Annotated in this window: 18 protein-coding genes and 1 tRNA gene; 3 read left to right on the forward strand and 16 right to left on the reverse strand. The window is 64.4% G+C overall.

From position 1 onward, the window contains the following. Positions 1 to 93 precede the first annotated feature (93 nt). From OO12_RS08160 to OO12_RS08210, 11 genes are all read right to left on the reverse strand, one after another. Positions 94 to 1,416, reverse strand: coding sequence for a bifunctional folylpolyglutamate synthase/dihydrofolate synthase (locus tag OO12_RS08160; RefSeq protein ID WP_034158191.1), 1,323 nt, complete (start codon positions 1,414 to 1,416; stop codon positions 94 to 96). Between the two features lie 37 nt (positions 1,417 to 1,453). Next, positions 1,454 to 2,311: an acetyl-CoA carboxylase, carboxyltransferase subunit beta gene (accD, locus tag OO12_RS08165; protein WP_034158192.1), complete on the reverse strand. Its 858-nt coding sequence runs from the start codon at positions 2,309 to 2,311 to the stop codon at positions 1,454 to 1,456. Continuing rightward, a complete protein-coding gene (gene trpA, locus OO12_RS08170; protein WP_034158193.1) occupies positions 2,308 to 3,108 on the reverse strand; it encodes a tryptophan synthase subunit alpha in 801 nt (266 codons plus the stop codon). The genes accD and trpA overlap by 4 nt, the downstream gene beginning before the upstream one ends. 199 nt (positions 3,109 to 3,307) lie before the next feature. Continuing rightward, positions 3,308 to 4,531 carry a tryptophan synthase subunit beta gene (trpB, locus tag OO12_RS08175; protein ID WP_443024557.1) on the reverse strand — a complete coding sequence of 408 codons (1,224 nt, stop codon included), beginning with the start codon at positions 4,529 to 4,531 and terminating at the stop codon, positions 3,308 to 3,310. Between the two features lie 62 nt (positions 4,532 to 4,593). Further along, positions 4,594 to 5,232 carry a phosphoribosylanthranilate isomerase gene (locus OO12_RS08180; protein WP_034158195.1) on the reverse strand — a complete coding sequence of 213 codons (639 nt, stop codon included), beginning with the start codon at positions 5,230 to 5,232 and terminating at the stop codon, positions 4,594 to 4,596. A gap of 101 nt (positions 5,233 to 5,333) precedes the next feature. Beyond that, complete coding sequence (pyrF, locus tag OO12_RS08185; protein WP_034158196.1) at positions 5,334 to 6,008, reverse strand: orotidine-5'-phosphate decarboxylase; 675 nt, start codon at positions 6,006 to 6,008, stop codon at positions 5,334 to 5,336. Continuing rightward, complete coding sequence (locus OO12_RS08190) at positions 6,005 to 6,367, reverse strand: lipopolysaccharide assembly protein LapA domain-containing protein (protein WP_034158197.1); 363 nt, start codon at positions 6,365 to 6,367, stop codon at positions 6,005 to 6,007. Before OO12_RS08190 ends, pyrF begins: the two co-directional genes overlap by 4 nt. 38 nt (positions 6,368 to 6,405) lie before the next feature. Further along, positions 6,406 to 8,700 carry a patatin-like protein gene (locus OO12_RS08195; protein ID WP_034158198.1) on the reverse strand — a complete coding sequence of 765 codons (2,295 nt, stop codon included), beginning with the start codon at positions 8,698 to 8,700 and terminating at the stop codon, positions 6,406 to 6,408. Next, on the reverse strand, positions 8,700 to 9,395 hold the full coding sequence (locus OO12_RS08200) for an endonuclease/exonuclease/phosphatase family protein (RefSeq protein WP_034158199.1): 696 nt from the start codon (positions 9,393 to 9,395) through the stop codon (positions 8,700 to 8,702). The genes OO12_RS08195 and OO12_RS08200 overlap by 1 nt, the downstream gene beginning before the upstream one ends. 404 nt (positions 9,396 to 9,799) lie before the next feature. Further along, positions 9,800 to 10,117 carry a hypothetical protein gene (locus OO12_RS08205; protein ID WP_034158200.1) on the reverse strand — a complete coding sequence of 106 codons (318 nt, stop codon included), beginning with the start codon at positions 10,115 to 10,117 and terminating at the stop codon, positions 9,800 to 9,802. A gap of 205 nt (positions 10,118 to 10,322) precedes the next feature. Beyond that, on the reverse strand, positions 10,323 to 11,390 hold the full coding sequence (locus OO12_RS08210) for a LysR family transcriptional regulator (RefSeq protein WP_235364714.1): 1,068 nt from the start codon (positions 11,388 to 11,390) through the stop codon (positions 10,323 to 10,325). On the opposite strand from OO12_RS08210, the gene OO12_RS08215 reads away from it, so the two are divergent. Then, positions 11,364 to 12,350, forward strand: a complete 987-nt coding sequence (locus OO12_RS08215) for an amidohydrolase family protein (protein ID WP_034158202.1) — start codon at positions 11,364 to 11,366, stop codon at positions 12,348 to 12,350. The genes OO12_RS08210 and OO12_RS08215 overlap by 27 nt on opposite strands. A 131-nt stretch (positions 12,351 to 12,481) precedes the next feature. On the opposite strand, the gene OO12_RS08220 is transcribed toward OO12_RS08215, so the two are convergent. The 5 genes from OO12_RS08220 to OO12_RS08240 all read right to left on the reverse strand — a co-directional run bounded on the left by OO12_RS08220 (position 12,482) and on the right by OO12_RS08240 (position 15,497). Continuing rightward, positions 12,482 to 12,557 (reverse strand) — tRNA-Thr (locus OO12_RS08220). 49 nt (positions 12,558 to 12,606) lie between these two features. Further along, the gene (locus OO12_RS08225; protein ID WP_034158243.1) at positions 12,607 to 13,467 is read right to left on the reverse strand and encodes a hypothetical protein; all 861 of its coding nucleotides are present in this window, start codon (positions 13,465 to 13,467) and stop codon (positions 12,607 to 12,609) included. After that, positions 13,457 to 13,807, reverse strand: a complete 351-nt coding sequence (locus OO12_RS08230) for a hypothetical protein (protein ID WP_034158203.1) — start codon at positions 13,805 to 13,807, stop codon at positions 13,457 to 13,459. Before OO12_RS08230 ends, OO12_RS08225 begins: the two co-directional genes overlap by 11 nt. Beyond that, complete coding sequence (locus OO12_RS08235; RefSeq protein WP_034158204.1) at positions 13,804 to 14,172, reverse strand: MmcQ/YjbR family DNA-binding protein; 369 nt, start codon at positions 14,170 to 14,172, stop codon at positions 13,804 to 13,806. Before OO12_RS08235 ends, OO12_RS08230 begins: the two co-directional genes overlap by 4 nt. After that, the gene (locus tag OO12_RS08240; protein ID WP_034158205.1) at positions 14,169 to 15,497 is read right to left on the reverse strand and encodes a replication-associated recombination protein A; all 1,329 of its coding nucleotides are present in this window, start codon (positions 15,495 to 15,497) and stop codon (positions 14,169 to 14,171) included. Before OO12_RS08240 ends, OO12_RS08235 begins: the two co-directional genes overlap by 4 nt. 269 nt (positions 15,498 to 15,766) lie before the next feature. On the opposite strand from OO12_RS08240, the gene OO12_RS08245 reads away from it, so the two are divergent. Together OO12_RS08245 and OO12_RS08250 are read left to right on the forward strand one after the other, a co-directional pair. Beyond that, the gene (locus OO12_RS08245; RefSeq protein ID WP_052215674.1) at positions 15,767 to 16,372 is read left to right on the forward strand and encodes a PadR family transcriptional regulator; all 606 of its coding nucleotides are present in this window, start codon (positions 15,767 to 15,769) and stop codon (positions 16,370 to 16,372) included. After that, positions 16,369 to 16,686 carry a DUF2218 domain-containing protein gene (locus tag OO12_RS08250; RefSeq protein ID WP_034158207.1) on the forward strand — a complete coding sequence of 106 codons (318 nt, stop codon included), beginning with the start codon at positions 16,369 to 16,371 and terminating at the stop codon, positions 16,684 to 16,686. The genes OO12_RS08245 and OO12_RS08250 overlap by 4 nt, the downstream gene beginning before the upstream one ends.

Consider the following 16,686-nt stretch of genomic DNA (forward strand, 5'->3'; position numbering starts at 1 on the left):
GGGGTCGACATCGGGGCGGGGGTCATTGGACGACTCCGTTGAGAACCCGATGATCGTCGCGTGTCCGTTATTGCAAGTCAATAGCAATAAGAGCTAATCCGGTGCTTCATCGTTTGCGGCGAGCACTTCACCGGAAAGGTAAAGCGAGCCGAGGATTAGGACGGTACGCGGACCCTCGGATTCGCCGGCGATCGCGGTCAGTGCGGCAACAGGACCTGACGCGACAAAGGCGGGAATGTTCATGCCGCGCGCGAGGGCGGCAAGCTCTTGCGGCGCGTGGCACTCGTGATCGGGCACAGGCACTGCGTAGAGCGACGCAATGAACTCCCGGATCGGGGCGAGCAGTCCTTCCGGGTCCTTATTGGCGAGCATGCCGAGAACAAGCTGGATGCCCGGTCCGGTCCCGACGATCTCGCGAAGCGCCGCTGCGACGGCGATACCCGCCGCCGGATTATGACCCCCGTCGAGCCAGAGCTGGCTGCCGTGCGGCAACAGCGCTGTCAGCGGCCCCTGGCCCAGGCGTTGCATGCGCGCGGGCCAGCGCGCTGCACCCGCTGCGTCCCGATACGCTTCGGACGGGATCGGCAACGCGCGCTGATGGCGCAGCATCGCGATGGCAAGGGCCAGGTTTTCTGGTTGATGTGGTCCGGTCAGCGCGGGGAGCGGCGTCTCGATCCGGCCGGCTTCGTCCTGATAGGTAAAATGCGGGCCAGCGACGCTGAACCGCCAGGTTCCGCCGGCGGGCGATACTGGCGCGCCGGCTGCACGCGCGACGCTTGCGACGCGCTCCGCGATCGAGGTCGGATAGCGCATGGTGACGAGCGGCACGCCAGCCTTGGCGATGCCCGCTTTCTCGCCGGCAATCTCCTCGGCGGTGTTGCCGAGAAAGGATTGATGATCGACGCCGAGTTGCGCAATGCCGGTCGCGACGGGGGTGGCGATGACATTGGTCGCGTCGAGCCGCCCGCCCAACCCGACCTCGATGATGCAGGCATGGGCGGGTGTGCGTGAAAAGGCCAGAAAGGCGGCGGCGGTGGTGACTTCGAAGAAGCTCGCACCGATGCCGTCGGCATGGTCGAGCACTTCGCTCAACAAAGCGGCAAGCGCATCGTCATCGATCAGGCGTCCGGCAATACGAATGCGTTCATTGAAGCGGACGAGATGCGGGCTGGTATAGACATGAGCGGTCAGCCCGGCCGCCTCGATCGTCGCGCGCAGAAACGCGCAGGTCGACCCCTTGCCGTTGGTGCCGGCGACATGGAACACCGGCGGCAACCGGTCCTGAGGATTGCCGACGCGCGCGAGCAACTCGGTAATGCGGCCAAGGCCGAGAATGTCGGCCCCGGGGGAAAGCGACCAAAGGCGGTCGAGCTGGGTCTGCACCGCCGGAGAGGCGGAGATCGCGTGGTCGGGCATCAATTCCCCTCCGGCAGTGACAAGATTGGGTCGAAGGCTAGGCGGCCTTTTTCACACAGAGATAGTCGATCACGCCGGCAAGCGTTTCGCGCAGATCCTTGCGGTGCTTCACCATGTCGAGCATCCCATGCTCGAGCAGATATTCGGCACGCTGGAACCCTTCGGGCAATTTTTCCCGGATCGTCTGCTCGATCACGCGCTGTCCGGCGAATCCGATCAGCGCACCGGGCTCGGCGATCTGGATGTCGCCGAGCATCGCATAGCTGGCGGTGACGCCCCCGGTGGTCGGGTCGGTCAGCACGACGATGTACGGCAGGCCGGCATCGTGGAGCATCGCGATCGCGACCGTCGCGCGCGGCATCTGCATCAGGCTGAGAATACCCTCCTGCATGCGCGCGCCACCGGCGGCGGTGAAGATGATATAGGGGCAATTATCCTCGATCGCGTTCTCGACGCCGCGCACGAACGCCTCGCCGACCGCCAGGCCCATCGACCCGCCCATGAAGGCGAAGTCCTGCACCCCGACCACCGCCTTGTGACCACGGATCGTACCGCGCGCGTTGATCAGCGCATCGCCCTCGGAGGTCGCCACGCGCGCTGCCTTGATACGATCGACATAACGCTTGGTGTCGCGGAACTTCAGCGGATCATCCTGCACCTTGGGCAGCGGGATGATGGTATAGCTGCCCTCATCGAAGACATAGGAAAAGCGCGTGATCGGCCCGATGCGATCATGATGGTCGCAATGCGGGCAGACATGGAGATTCTCCTCCAGTTCCTTGACGAACGTCATCGTCCCGCATCCCTTGCACTTGTGCCAGAGATTGTCGGGCGTGTCCTTCTTGGCCGGGACGACGAACGAGAGCGCGTTGCGGACGTTGGTCAGCCAGCTCATATGAGTTCCTTCCGTGCGGCGCGGATCGCCGTCGACAGACTTTCTATATAGGCGCGAACCGGGCCGGGTGCAGCCTCGCCATGTTGCGCAATGAGATCGACGATCGCCGAACCGACCACGACGCCGTCCGCCACTTTCGCGATGGCGGCGGCCTGTTCGGGCGTGCGGATGCCGAAGCCGACCGCGACGGGCAGGTCGGTCGAGGCCTTCAGCCGGGCGACCGCTTCGTCGATCGACACCTGTGCTGCCTGTTGCAGGCCGGTGATGCCGGCGACCGAGACGTAATAGAGAAAACCGCTTGCGCCATCGAGCACGGTCGGCAAGCGCGCCACGTCGGTGGTGGGGGTGGCAAGGCGGATCGGATCGATCCCGGCGGCGCGTAGCGCCGGGCCCAATTCCTCATCCTCCTCGGGCGGAATATCGACGCAGATCACGCCATCGACGCCCGCATCCTTTGCCGCGGCAGCGAACCAGTCGGCGCCGCGGATGGTCATCGGATTGGCATAGCCCATCAGCACCAGCGGCGTTTCCGGATGGCGTGTGCGAAACGCCTTGGCGATGGCGAGGATATCGGCGGTCCTGGTGCCGGCACCCAGGCTGCGCAGATTCGCGGCCTGAATCGCCGGGCCATCGGCCATCGGGTCGGTGAACGGCATGCCGAGCTCGATCACGTCCGCACCGCCCGCGACCAGCGCGTCGAGGATCGCGCCCGTGGCGGCCGGCGTCGGGTCGCCGGCAGTAACGAAGGTGATCAGGGCGGGATGGCCCTTGGCGAAGGCAGTTGAGAGGCGGGTCATTCGGCCCACCCCAGCATCGGCTTTGGCCAAATTCGGGCAAAAAGCCTAGGTCCGAAGAAGGCGAGCGCAGCGCTGACCCCCGCTATCAAATAGGAACGATTGTCCGGAGACAAGTTTGTCATCGCTGCGATGACCCTGACTGCCGTCACAGCTAAAGTCAGAGCAGCAAGCCAAAAGCCTATTAGAGCAAGTGTGCGCTTCACATCGACACTCCCAGCGCTTCGGCGACGGTGAAGATGTCCTTGTCGCCACGTCCGCACAGGTTCGCCAGGATGATCTGGTCGCGATCCATTTCGCGCGCGCGTTTCGCGACGGTGGCAATGGCATGGGACGGTTCGAGCGCCGGGATGATACCTTCGGTCCGGCACAGCAACTGGAATGCGTCGAGCGCCTCGACGTCGGTCGCGCTGGTATATTCCACGCGGCCGATCGAGTGCAGCCAGCTATGTTCCGGGCCGATGCCGGGATAGTCGAGACCGGCCGAGATCGAATGCGCCTCGGTGATCTGGCCGTCCTCATCCTGCAGCAGATAGGTCTTGTTGCCGTGCAGGATGCCCGGTGCGCCGCCGGCGAGCGATGCGGCATGCTCCTTGTCGAGGCCATGCCCGGCCGCTTCGACGCCGAGCATCTTGACCTCGGCATCGTCGAGGAACGGGTGGAACAGGCCGATCGCATTGGATCCGCCGCCGATCGCCGCGACCAGCAGGTCGGGCAAGCGGTTGATCCGCTTGAGCATCTGTTCGCGCGCCTCGCGGCCGATCACGCTCTGGAAATCGCGCACCAGCTCGGGATAGGGATGTGGGCCGGCAGCGGTGCCAATGATGTAGAACGTGTCGTGGACGTTCGCGACCCAGTCGCGCATCGCCTCGTTCATCGCATCCTTGAGCGTATGTGCGCCGCTCTTCACCGGGCGGACTTCGGCGCCGAGCAGCTTCATGCGGAACACATTCGGCGCCTGACGCTCGACGTCCTTCGCGCCCATATAAATGACGCAGGGCAGGCCGAAGCGGGCGCAGACGGTGGCGGTGGCGACGCCGTGCTGGCCGGCGCCGGTCTCCGCGATGATCCGGGTCTTGCCCATGCGCATCGCCAGCAGGATCTGCCCGACACAATTATTGATCTTGTGCGCGCCGGTGTGATTCAACTCGTCGCGCTTGAACCAGATCTGCGCGCCTTTGCCGTCGGGCGCGGCCTCGCGCAGCGCCTCGGTCAGGCGTTCGGCGTGATAGAGCGGACTCGGCCGGCCGACATAATGTTCGAGCAGGTCGTCGAACTGTGCCGCAAAGGCCGGGTCAGCCTTGGCCGCGCGGTACGCCTTGTCGAGATCGAGCACGAGCGGCATCAGCGTTTCCGCGACATAGCGGCCGCCAAAGTCACCGAAATGGCCGCGTTCGTCGGGCTGAGCCCTGAACGAGTTGGGCATGGGAGTATGAGAAGCGTTCATCGTCGCGCGCTTTACCACCCTCTCCGGTCGTGTCGAGCGCGTTAGAGCGCAGCGACCGCCTTCAGGAAGGCGGCGATCTTCGTCTCATCCTTGACGCCGGGCGCGCTTTCCACGCCGGACGAGACATCGACCAGCGTCGCTCGCGTGCGGCGGATCGCTTCGGCGACATTGTCGGGGTCGAGACCGCCGGATAGCGCCCAGGGCATCGGGTGCCTGAATCCTTCAAGCAACGCCCAGTCGAAGCGCACACCCATCCCGCCGGGCAGTGCCGCGCCGTCCGGCGTCCTGGCATCGTACAGGATGCGATCCGCCGCGGCCGTATAGCTTGGCGCGACGTCCAGATCGGCACGAGTCTTCACCGCGACCGCAGCCCATAGTTCGAGCCCGGTGCGCGCCTTGATCGCGGCGACGCGGGTCGGGCTGGTCTTGTGGAGTTGCAGCGTGTCGAGCCGGCCGGCGTCGATCGCGGATTCGACCAGCGCATTATCCGGGTCGACGAACACGCCGACTCGCGTGACATGGTCGGGCACGCGTGCGGCAAGCTGGGCGGCGCGCTCACGCGACAAATGGCGCGGTGAGGGCGGGAAGAACACGAAGCCGACATGGCTCGCGCCGCCCTTGATGGCAGCGTCGAGAGTTTCGGGCGTCGACAGGCCGCAGATTTTGGCGGTGATGGGCATGGTTGCTCTTTACCGCCTCCCGCGCAAAGGCGGGAATAGCGCTTGAGGTTGGCGGTATAGAAGAAAAAGAAGCGAGATCCGTGCCGGCGCGAGAACAGCAGTCAGAGCGTCGCGCCAATATCGCGCGCTGCCTGGTCGGGGTCTTCGGCTTGAGTGATTGGCCGTCCGACCACCAGGATCGAGGCGCCGGCATCGATCGCCTCGCGCGGCGTGACGACGCGTTTCTGATCGCCGATGCTGCCATTGGCCGGGCGCACCCCGGGAACGACGAAGAAGCCCTTGGGCCAGAGCGCCTTGGCCGCGGCAACTTCGGCACCCGAGCAGACCACGCCGTCGACACCCGCCGACATGGCGAGTTCGGTCAGGCGCAGCACCTGTTCATGCGGGTCGCCGACACAGCCGATCGATGTCAGGTCGGCGCCGTCGAGGCTGGTCAATGTGGTCACCGCGACAACCTTGGTCCCGGTTGGCGCGGCTGCCTTGGCATCCTCGAGCATCGCGCGGCCGCCGGCGGCGTGGACGGTGAGAATCGCGGGTTCGAGCGGGCGCAGCGCCATGATCGCCTTGGCCACGGTATTGGGGATGTCATGGAATTTCAGATCGAGAAAGATCGGCAGATCGAGTTCGGCCATTTCGCGCACGCCGGCGCGGCCATTGGCCATGAAGAACTCCAGGCCGAGCTTGATGCCGCCGACATGGTGGCGGATCCGCGTGGCGAGAGCATGAGCCTTCGCCATGTCTGGCGTGTCGAGCGCGGCGAAGATGCGGTTGCTCATGCGACACCCGGCGGGACGGCGGTGGGAACGGCGGCAGGCGGTACCGAGGGTGCTGGCAATGGCGGCTCCGGATCGGGGGTAAGGGCTGGCGGGGGCGGCGCGGCGGTCGCGTCGCGCAGGTCGGTCATCGCGCGCTGCGAGGTCGAAAGCCGGTTGCGCAGGCGCCAGAGTATGGTGCGGTAATAGGCCATGGCCGGCACGAAGCCGATCAGGAAAGTGACGAACAACAGCAGCGGTAAATTCACTTCGGCAACCAGACCGCCCCACAGCTTGAGCGACACCGTCGTCCAGTTTCCGATCGTGAACAGCGCCGCGATGAAGGCGAGCAGGCACCAGAAGAGGATTTTCAGGAATTGCATATGCCCACGCTAACGCGGGCATCGGCTCTTGACCAGTGTCAGCCGACTTCGCGGCGCAAAGTCTCGATCAGCGCCGGGATCGCGGTCAGTTTGGGTGCTTCCTCGTCGAGGATGGCATGGAAGGTGGCGCGCTTGATCGCGGCGATGCGGCCCGGTTTGAGACGATTTGCCTCGGGCAGCGAAGAAACGACGATATCGATCACGCGCTCGGCGCCGTGGAGGCGGCCCCAGAGATAGTCGTTCTCGCGGTAAGCGCGGCTGAAAAAGGCACCGAACGCATTGAACTGGATGCCCTTCAGCGTGGCCTCCGCTCCGCCGCCGCGGATCGATTTGGCGTCGTCGGGCGCAATGCGATCGACCTTGACCGGGTCGAACTCGTCCAGCCCTTCGCCTTGCAGCAGCGGCAGGGTCGCGACATCGAAATAGGGGAAACCGAGATAGGTCAGCAACATTGGCCGCTTCACTTCGCGCTGCAGGCCGGCAAACGCATCGGCCAGCCGCTGTTCGGTCTCCTCGTCGAGCGTCTTGAGATCGAGCGACGCGGCGAGCTTGTCGAGCAACGGGCCGGCATCGCCGCGCAATTGCCGCACGTCGCGGCGCAGCGCGACATGACGTTCGGTGCGCTTGACGTCGAGATAGGCCGACAGCGAAATATAGATCGCCTCGCGCAATTGCCCGATGTCGGCCTCGGCATTCTCTTCTTCGAGCGCGGTCAGGCGGCGTGCCATCAGGCGCAACCGGCGGATGCGGAAGCCAAGATCATAGGTGCGCAGGAAATCGATCGTCGTCTTGCTTGCGCCGTCGCTGAACGATGGCGTCATGTCGTCGAATCCGCGTTCGCGCACGGCGGTGGCGATATGCTCGCGGATCGTCGCCCAGCGCTGCGGTCCGGGCTCACTGCCGACATGGTAAAGCATGTCGGTGATCGCCTCGACCACGCCGGTGATCTTGAGATGGCCATAAGCGACATAGCCGTAACCGGCCTTGCTTGCAGCGGCAGCCTGAGCGCGCCGCCGCCAAGCGCCGAGGCGTGACGGCGTCGGCGAATCGAGGAAGAGCGTGTAGTCGAACAGCGATTCGACCTGTGCCTCGACTTCAGGACGGATCGCCTCGACGATCATGCGCATGCGTTCGATCCGGCGCGAGCGGCCCTCGATCGCTTCGAGATTGTCGCGGATCGGTTGCTGGCGGGGCAATTCCGAAACCGCCCCGAGAATGGTCTGGAAAAAACTGGGCGCGGCCTGCGCCTTGGCGCCAAGGTTGAGCTTCATGCCGGGCGAGGGGTCGATATAGACGAAGCGGCGGTCGATCTGGCGCCGCGCGGGGCGTTCGCGCAACGCGTCGATCGCAGGTTTGAACGGGGCGTTGGCGAGGACCGATCCATCGATCAGCACAGCCTGCTCCTCCGCGCCGATCGCCGCCTGGCGCGGCAGGATGCGCTTGAGGAATTCCTTGCGGCTGGGCCAGTCGACGCCGCGTTTCTTGAGGACGCGGTCCATTTCCTTGACCGTGAAGGGCGGAAAGGCGCCGGGAAAGCTCGATGTGGCACGGCCGGCAAAGGCGAGCTCGGCCGGGTGCGCGAGGGTTTCGCCGGCGATGCCGTGATCGGTGAAGTTCACGATCAGACGATGCTCGGTCTCCATCACCTCGGCTGGTGAATTGAGACTCAGGCGTTCGGGATGGCCGCGGAAATCGGTGACGGTGACGAACAAGTCGAGCGGCTGGCCGATCGGCAGCAAGCGGTCGCCCTTGGGGCCTTTTTCCATCGCGTCGAGCGCATCGAGGATCAGATTGGTGAACCGCTCGCCGCCAAAGGGTGGGGCGAACCAGCGCGAGCGGATGAAGTGCGACAATTTCGCGCGAACTTCGTCGCGCGCGCCGGCCTCGACTGTTTCGTCGATCTTGTCGCCGCTGCGCCGCCCCGCCATCCAGGCGATCGGCAGCGCCCAGACCTTGGTCAACTTCGATGCCGGTGCGGCATCCTCCGCGATCAGCGCCTCGACATCGGCGGAATCGAGCCAGAGCTGAGTCAGTGGCTCGAGGCTTTGTCCGGTGGTGATCGCCTGGGCGAGGAACACGCCGTTGAGACCGCCCGCACTGGCGCCGGCGATGATGTCGACCAGCACGCGCAGGCGAATCCCGGTTTCGTCCTCGATTTCCTGCAGCAGGGCGCGATAGATGCCCTCGCTGCCACTGGCGGGGGCCCGGCCGTCAAGGAATGAACGGCTGGCGCGGGCGAGCCGCCAGATCTCCTTGGAGATGCCGTGCATGTACACCGCAAGGCTGATGCCGCCATAGCAGATCAGGGCAAGGCGGAGTTCCTTCTCGCGCATCAGGCGGGCTCGATCACGGCCCAGATCGGCAGATGATCCGAGGCCTTGCGCGCCGATGCGCTGTGATGGACGCCGCAATCGACGATGCGCAGGTCGCGCGACACCATGATCTTATCGAGCCGGCCGACCGGGCGGCGGGCATGGAAGCTCGGCCCGGTCGCGGCAAAGGTGAAGTGGTGCGCGAAATCGCGCAGGCAGCCCGACCCGGCACTCCAGTCGTTGAGATCGCCCATCATGATCGTCGGTCGTTTCGTGACGCAGGAGTCGACATGGGTCAGGATGGCATGCGCCTGACGCCGACGCCACAGGCCTGACAGGTCGAGATGCATCCCGACGAGCCGAATCGGCGCGCCATCGACCCGCACATCCGCCATCACTGCCCCGCGCGGTTCGAGCGTGGGCAAGTGAATCGCCTCGCAATCCATCACCAGCGCCTCCTTGCGCACCAGCAAGCCATTGCCATGCCAGCCCATGCTCACCGCGCGAATGCCGAACGGGACCGCTTTCCACGGACTATGTTCCTCGAGCAGATGCGTGCCGATCACCGCGGCCTTGCCGCCGAAACGACGGTCGCATTCCTGCAGCGCAACCACATCGGCATCGATTTCGCGCAGCACATCCAGAATGCGTTCGGGGCTGCGGCGGCGGTCGGTGCCCACCCCTTTGCGCATATTATAGCTGGCGACCTTGATCATGCGCGTGGGTAACGCCGCCCTTCGAAAATGGTGCCCCGGTCGGACGAAACCGGAACCGGGTGCTGCCGCCCCTCTTTCCCCGGTTGACCGCCTAAATCAAGCGGTCGCGCTTTCGGGAAAGCGGAATAGCGATCGGGATGGTGCATGCGAGCCGGGTTACGGCGCGATGGGAAAGTTTTCGGCCTGGCGTGAGCGCTGCGTTCAACTGCGCTGCGTGGGGATACCCTTGTTCATTAACCGAGTCGCCAGCCCAATCGCAGGAAAATCACAGCTGTTTTCCGCTTCGGTCAGCGCGAAAGGCCGGAAGAATTGGTTCGCTCTCGGTCCGGTTATCGGAAAGCATATGCGCATAGCCGTCGTTGAACGTGCCGACCACCGCGCCTGCCTTGCCGGTCAGGTGAAGCTCAGCTGTCAATCGAATGAGGGTTGTTGTTGCCTTTGACCATCCAGACGAGTCCCACAATCGCCAGCCCGATGAAAATACCCGTGGTAGCGCCGAGTATATAGTCCGGAACCTGGAGGGTCCGCAGCGCAGGCAATAATATGGCCGGCATGATTGCAGACAGCACGACAATCGGCAGGAAACGAGCTTTAGGGTTCTTCCGCATCGCATCACCTCTACGGCGCTTCCTTTCCAGTGTCTCACTCTTGCAGATCACACGCAAGGTCTGCTTTCGGAACGGATGACCCGCGATCATCAGAGCATCGAGTGCGATTGACATGCCCGATCTTGCGTGACGATTGAATCGCCATTGGCGACCATGTCGTGAGGGCGAGCGGGGAGATATGTTACACCGCAATGTAACATATTCCTTTCCACCGACGCTTCGGGGTGTGTCGATATTATCGATTATATATCAGATAGTTAATATGAAGTGCTTGCTCTGGTTATCAATCGCCGCCCCGGGTCGCGATTTGACCGGTGACCTATGTCCGGGCTTCTTTCCGGCAGATTGCCATGAGCGTTTGGCGTAGCCAGCGATGTGCCGGATCGGCATCCAGCCGCGGATGCCACATCGCGCTGATCGCCAATTCCGGCGTCGCCACGGGCAAGTCAAACCCCTGAAGACCCCGCGCCGTCATCTCCCCGTCGCGAAGGCAGGTGCGTGGCACGAGCGCGATCAGGTCCGAGCGACGTGCGATGTCCAGGGCGTCCGGGAAGCTTGGCACGATCACGACGATCTCACGCCGCAAGCCCATTTCGCGAAGGGCGTCGTCCACCGGACCTGTCGATGCGCCCCGACGCGATGTGACGACGTGCCCGCACGCGGCATAAAGCTGCGGCGTCACCGGATGTTCAAGCAAAGGATGGCGCAGGCGTGCCGCACCGATGAAGTGGTCGCGGAAGAGAAGCTGACTGCGCATCTCGGGTGCGGACGTGCCCGTTGTGCCGATCTCCAGGTCGATCCTGCCGTCGCGCAACGGCGCCACCTCCTTATCGGGCTTGGGGGCGAAGCGAAGGCGGACATGTGGCGCCGCCTTGGTAATTGCCGCGACCAGCGCTGCGGCAAACAGCGCCACGAACCCTTCATTGGCGCGGATCGTGAACGTCCGCTCCAGTAAAGCCGGGTCCATATGATCCGTAACCGGCGCAAGTACCTCGCGCGCTTCCCGGGCGAGCATGTGAACGCGCCCGGCCAATTGTTCCGCATAGGGCGTCGGCACAAGTGAACGCCCAGCCTGGACCAGCAGCGGGTCACCTGTTGCCGATCGAAGTCGCGTCAGCGTCCGGCTTGTCGCGGAAACGCTAAGGCCGAGGCGTCTGGCGGCAATCGTCACGCTGCGTTCGGTGAGCAGGATGTCGAGTGCCGGGAGCAGATTCAGATCGATGGGAGGCATGCGTAACAATAGCATGGTCGTCACCCGACATATAGCGTTGGACGCAATCATGCTTTGCATGCCGCGCGTCTGGCGCATTTCTGGACTCACGCCCACATCCGAAAAAGGAATTGGCGAAAGGTACACGGCATGAAGCTGATCGGCATCGAGGAGCATTATCTGACGGCGGACGTGCGCTGCGCGTGGGATGCGATGGGGCTGGCCGCAACGGATCCCAGCGCCGGGGTTCATTCGGCCGAGATAGAGCGGCGCCTGCTTGATCTCACCGGTGAACGGATCGCCCTCATGGACGAGACGGGCCTTGATGTTCAGGTCCTGTCGTTGACCACGCCCGCGCTGCATGATCTCGGGCCGGAAAGCGTTGACCTGGCGCGCCGCGCCAATGATGCCGTGGCCGAAGCCATTGTTCGATGGCCCCACCGGCTCCAGGCGCTGGCCACGCTGCCGGTCGCCATGCCCGATGAGGCGGCGCTGGAGCTGGAGCGCTGCGTCCGGACGCTCGGCTTCAAGGGAGCGATGCTGTCCGGCCGGGTCGGCGATCGAAACCTCGATCATGCGGACTTCTTCCCCATCTTCAGCAATGCGGAGGCACTCAAGGTGCCGGTCCTGCTTCACCCCCGCACACCCGCCAGCGCGGTGCGGTCCGTTTATTATTCCGGCTTTGCGCCCGAGGTGGATGCCGCGTTCGCCATGTACGGCCTTGGCTGGCACTATGACGCCGGCATTCAGTTCCTCCGCCTCTTGCTTGCCGGCACATTCGATCGCTTGCCGGACCTGCAGGTGATCCTGGGCCACTGGGGCGAAGTCGTGCTGTTCTATGCCGAACGCCTCGCGGCCATGGACCGGGTGTCGGGGCTGAAGCATCCAGTCGCGACCTATTTGCGCCGCAACCTTTATGTGACCGCCAGCGGCATGTTCCTGCCCGGCTATCTGGCGCAAGCCGCCGCCATCGTCGGGGCTGATCGGCTGCTCTTCTCGACGGACTTTCCTTACCAGTATCGCCCGGGCGGCGATGCGCGGCGGTTCCTGGCGGAATGTGGGCTGGACGATGTCGACAAGCCCGACTTCGCCCATGGCAACTGGCTTCGGCTGATCCAGGGGAGCACGGCGGATTAGGTTTCATCCTGCCCGAAACCGACAGGCGGCCCGGGCGGAGCGATGGTATGGATGGCCGCCAAACGCGCAAGAATCATCGCAAGCGAAGGGCTGGCGGCTTGCGTCCCGGGGTTCAGACTTTGAATCGGGAATGGTGCCGGTTGCAGGAATCGAACCCGCGACATCCAGTTTACAAAACTGGCGCTCTACCAACTGAGCTAAACCGGCCTACCCCGGAGGCTTGGCCCCCGACTTGTCGTGTTCGGCGCTAAATGCGTCAGGACACGCCGAAGGTCCAGCCCTCTGTGCGCGCAATTTCGCGAGTCATCGCAATTGGTCGCCACAGCGCGTCGCGATGCACATTGGCGCGGAGCCAGGCGGCGGTGAGGATCGCGTCGGTTGCGTGGTCGGTATAGCGGGCGAGCGGGACGTGCGGCTTCGATCCGGTTGCCGCCAGAGCCGTATCGAGTGCGGACGCGTCGCGCAGCTTGCTCAGGCCCTTGCGAAGTCCCGAGGCGCGAGCGGCGATCGCGGTGTAGATCTCGACGATGCACGCGCCCGTTGCCGGAACGGGATCGAGCGGCCAGACGGGAATCGCCGCGCCCAGATGATGCAGCAATCGCATTCCAGCAAAGCTTGCCTTGGCGACCTGCGCCGCGCCGATCGCATCGTACACGGTGGTCGGTTTGCCGCCGCCATTGGCCTTGTGATGCGCCTCGACGCGGCGGAGGTGCATGAAGTCCGCCTTGGTTCCATCGGCCGCGCCGAGATAGAAATGCGTGCCGCGACGGGTTTCGAGGAACGATGCGGCGCCAAGGTCGGCATCGGGGCTCTGGGCGTCGACATAGGCCCAGAAATCGCGTGGATTGGTGGTGACGGATTCGCCGGGCAGATAAGCGCCGCGCTCGAGAAAGGGCGGCGAGAAGCTGAAGTCGAACCCGACCAGTAGCGGTGCGTCGGCGCGGGCGCGAAGCCAGTCGAGAATTTCGGTGCGCGACCAGGCCTTGCCTGGCGGATCGACGATGACCGGCGCGGTATCGCCCGTCTCGCACAGCGCCAGTGCGATACCCGGATGGCTGCTGCCTTTGGCGCCCGACCAGTCGATCGCGACGAAACGGGTGAAATGATCAGGGGCGATCGCCACCACGCTCCGCCCGTTGCGCTTTCGTGGCGCGATCCCACCAGGCGCGTTCGATCAGCGTTTTCAGCCGGTCCGGATCGGCCGCGTCGGCTCGCACCAATACCGTCGGCCAGCCTTCATATTGCGGCGTCTGCCAGAAACAGTCGGGATCGGTTTCCTTCAATACCTCGATTTCCCCGCGCGTGGCGCGCAGCACGAAGCTGTCGGGCGCACGACCTTGCGAGACAAGCTGTTGTCCGCGAATTTGTGGCGAGGTCGATCCCTTCGCGCCGGCGCCCATCGCGACACCGGGAAGCGACACCGCAAAGGCAACCGCGTCGTCCCAGCCAAAGCTCATTGTTTCGCCCTGTTTGATTTTGCCCTGGGGCGCGGCTTCACCTTGGGCCTTGCAGCGGCCCAGTCGCGCGCACGTTCGATCATCGCATGGACCCGCTCGGGGTCGCTGCTGTCGTAGCGCACCAGCAGGCCGGGCCAGCCATGATAATGCGGCGTTTGCCAGAAAGTGTCTGGATCGGTCTCGATCAGCACCTCCTTGGTATCCTGATCGATCGCCAGCACGAAGGAGTCCGCCTCGCGGCCGGTATGGATGAAGGCGCGCCCGTTGGAGACGATCTTGACCGCCGGACTGCCATAGCTGGTCGACATTTCGGTATCGGGCAGGCCGAGCGCGAAGGCGGTGACGCTTTCCCAGTCGAGGCTCATCGTTCGCCCTCCCTGGGTCCGTTGTCCTTCATCTCCCGCCACCACGCCATGCGCTCGGCAATGCGCTTTTCCATGCCGCGATCGGTCGGTTCGTAAAAGGTCTGCGGGCTCATTTCCTCGGGCCAGTAATTCGCGCCCGAAAAGCCGCCCTCGGTGTCATGGTCATAGGCGTAGCCCTTGCCGTAGCCGATATCCTTCATCAGCCTGGTCGGCGCGTTGAGGATATTCTGCGGCGGCATCAGCGAGCCGGTCTCCTTCGCACTGCGCCACGCCGCCTTTTGCGCCACATAGGCGGCGTTCGATTTGGGTGCGGTGGCGCAATAAAGGCACGCCTGGGCTATGGCGAGCTCGCCTTCCGGGCTGCCGAGGAAATCATAGGCGTCCTTGGCGGCGAGGCACTGCACCAGCGCATTGGGATCGGCGAGCCCGATATCTTCGCTGGCGAAGCGGGTGATGCGGCGCAGGACGTAGAGTGGCTCCTCGCCGGCGGTCAGCATGCGCGCGAGATAATAGAGCGACGCTTGCGGGTCCGACCCACGCAGCGATTTATGCAGTGCGGAGATCAGGTTGTAATGCCCTTCGCGATCCTTGTCATAGACCGCAACGCGGCGCTGCAGGAACGCGGACAGCCCGGCCGGATCGAGCGGTTCGGGCAACTCGACCGAGAATAATGTCTCCGCCTGATTGAGCAGGAAACGGCCGTCGCCATCGGCGCTGGCGATCATCGCCTCGCGGGCCGGGGGCGTGAGGGGCAGGGGGCGGTCCTCGACCTGTTCCGCGCGGTCGAGCAGCTTGCCCAGCGCCGCCGCATCGAGACGGCGGAGGATCAGCACTTGCGCACGGCTGAGCACCGCGGCGTTGAGTTCGAAGGACGGGTTTTCGGTCGTTGCCCCGACCAGAGTGACGGTGCCATCCTCGACATAAGGCAGAAAACCATCCTGCTGCGCGCGGTTGAAGCGATGGATTTCGTCCACGAACAACAAGGTGCGTTTGCCGATCTTCGCGTGCTCGCGCGCCTCGGCAAAAGCCTTTTTGAGATCGGCCACGCCCGAAAACACGGCGCTGATCGCGACGAAGCGTAAATCGACCGCATCGGCAAGCAGTCGCGCGATCGTCGTCTTGCCGGTGCCCGGCGGCCCCCACAGGATCATCGATGACAGGCGGCCGGCCGCGACCATCCGCCCGATCGCGCCTTCTGGACCGGTGATATGTTCCTGCCCGACGACATCTCCGAGCGTGCGCGGGCGCAGCCGGTCGGCGAGCGGCGCATTTTCCGCGATCGTTTCGCGGGCAGGGGGATCAAACGTCGCGAACAGGTCGGCCATGTGCGCCAAGATAGGAGCGTACGCGCGCGCTAACCACCCCGTTCGACACTGGGCCTCTTCCCCGGCGAAGGCCGGGGCCCAGTCGCGATGCAGAAGGGAACCGGCGTTGTGCTCCGTTACTTCGGCCGTCCCAACTGGACCCCGGCCTTCGCCGGGGAAGCGAGGAAGTGAGATGCGAGTCTCAAGCGGCGAAATTTTTTCGCCCTCCCTATTGTCTAAACTGTTTCAAGATATATCTTAGCGCCATCATGACATATGAGAGGTATATGATGTTCAATACACAAAGAGGCGGCTGCCATGGCCGTATGGGCGGCCATCACATGGGTCCGCGCGGCGGTTCGCGCCGCTGGGGTCCGTTCGAGGTCCGCTGGGAAGTCAGCGATGAAGGTCGCGGTGGTCGAGGCCGGGGCCGCGGACGGATGTTCGATGGCGGCGAGCTCAGGCTCGTACTGCTCAAGCTGATCGCCGATCAGCCGCGTCACGGCTATGACCTGATCCGCGAGATCGAGGAACTGACCGGTGGCGCTTATGCACCCAGCCCGGGCGTGGTCTATCCGACCATCACCCTGTTGTCCGACATGGGTTTGATCGAGGAACAGGTCGCCGAGGGCGCCAAGAAGCTGTTCGCGGTGACCGAAGCCGGGACCGCGCATCTCACGGAAAACCGGGAACAGGTCGACGCCCTGTTCGCGCGGCTCGCCGAAGTCGGCGCACAGCGTGAGCGGACTGACGTCGCCCCGGTACGCCGCGCGATGCACAATCTTCGCTCGGTTCTGCAGCATCGGCTGATGCGCGAGGATATCGAGGGCGATACGCAACATGAGATCGCGGCATTGCTCGACGAGGTCGCGCAGAAGATCGAGCGGCTGAAATGAGCGCGGTAGCGGCTGTCGCTGCGGTTCCGACCGCGAACGGGAGCCGCTACCTCCAGCAATTGTGCAAGCATTGGCAGCATAATCTGGAGGTGGCGTTCACCCCTGAGCATGGCACCGTGGTGTTCCCGAAGAACGCGCGCGGCGCCGACTGGCCCGGCGACGGGCTGGTGACGTTCGATGCCGGCGCCGAGGCGCTGGAGGTGCGGATCGATGCAAGTTCGCCCGCACAGCTCAACGGCTTGAAGGATGCGGTTGCGCGCCATCTCGACCGCTTCGCGTTTCGCGAGGCGCCGCTGGCGTTCGACTGGCGATAA

The sequence above is a fragment of the Sphingomonas sp. ERG5 genome, from assembly GCF_000803065.1.
GTDB lineage: Bacteria > Pseudomonadota > Alphaproteobacteria > Sphingomonadales > Sphingomonadaceae > Sphingomonas.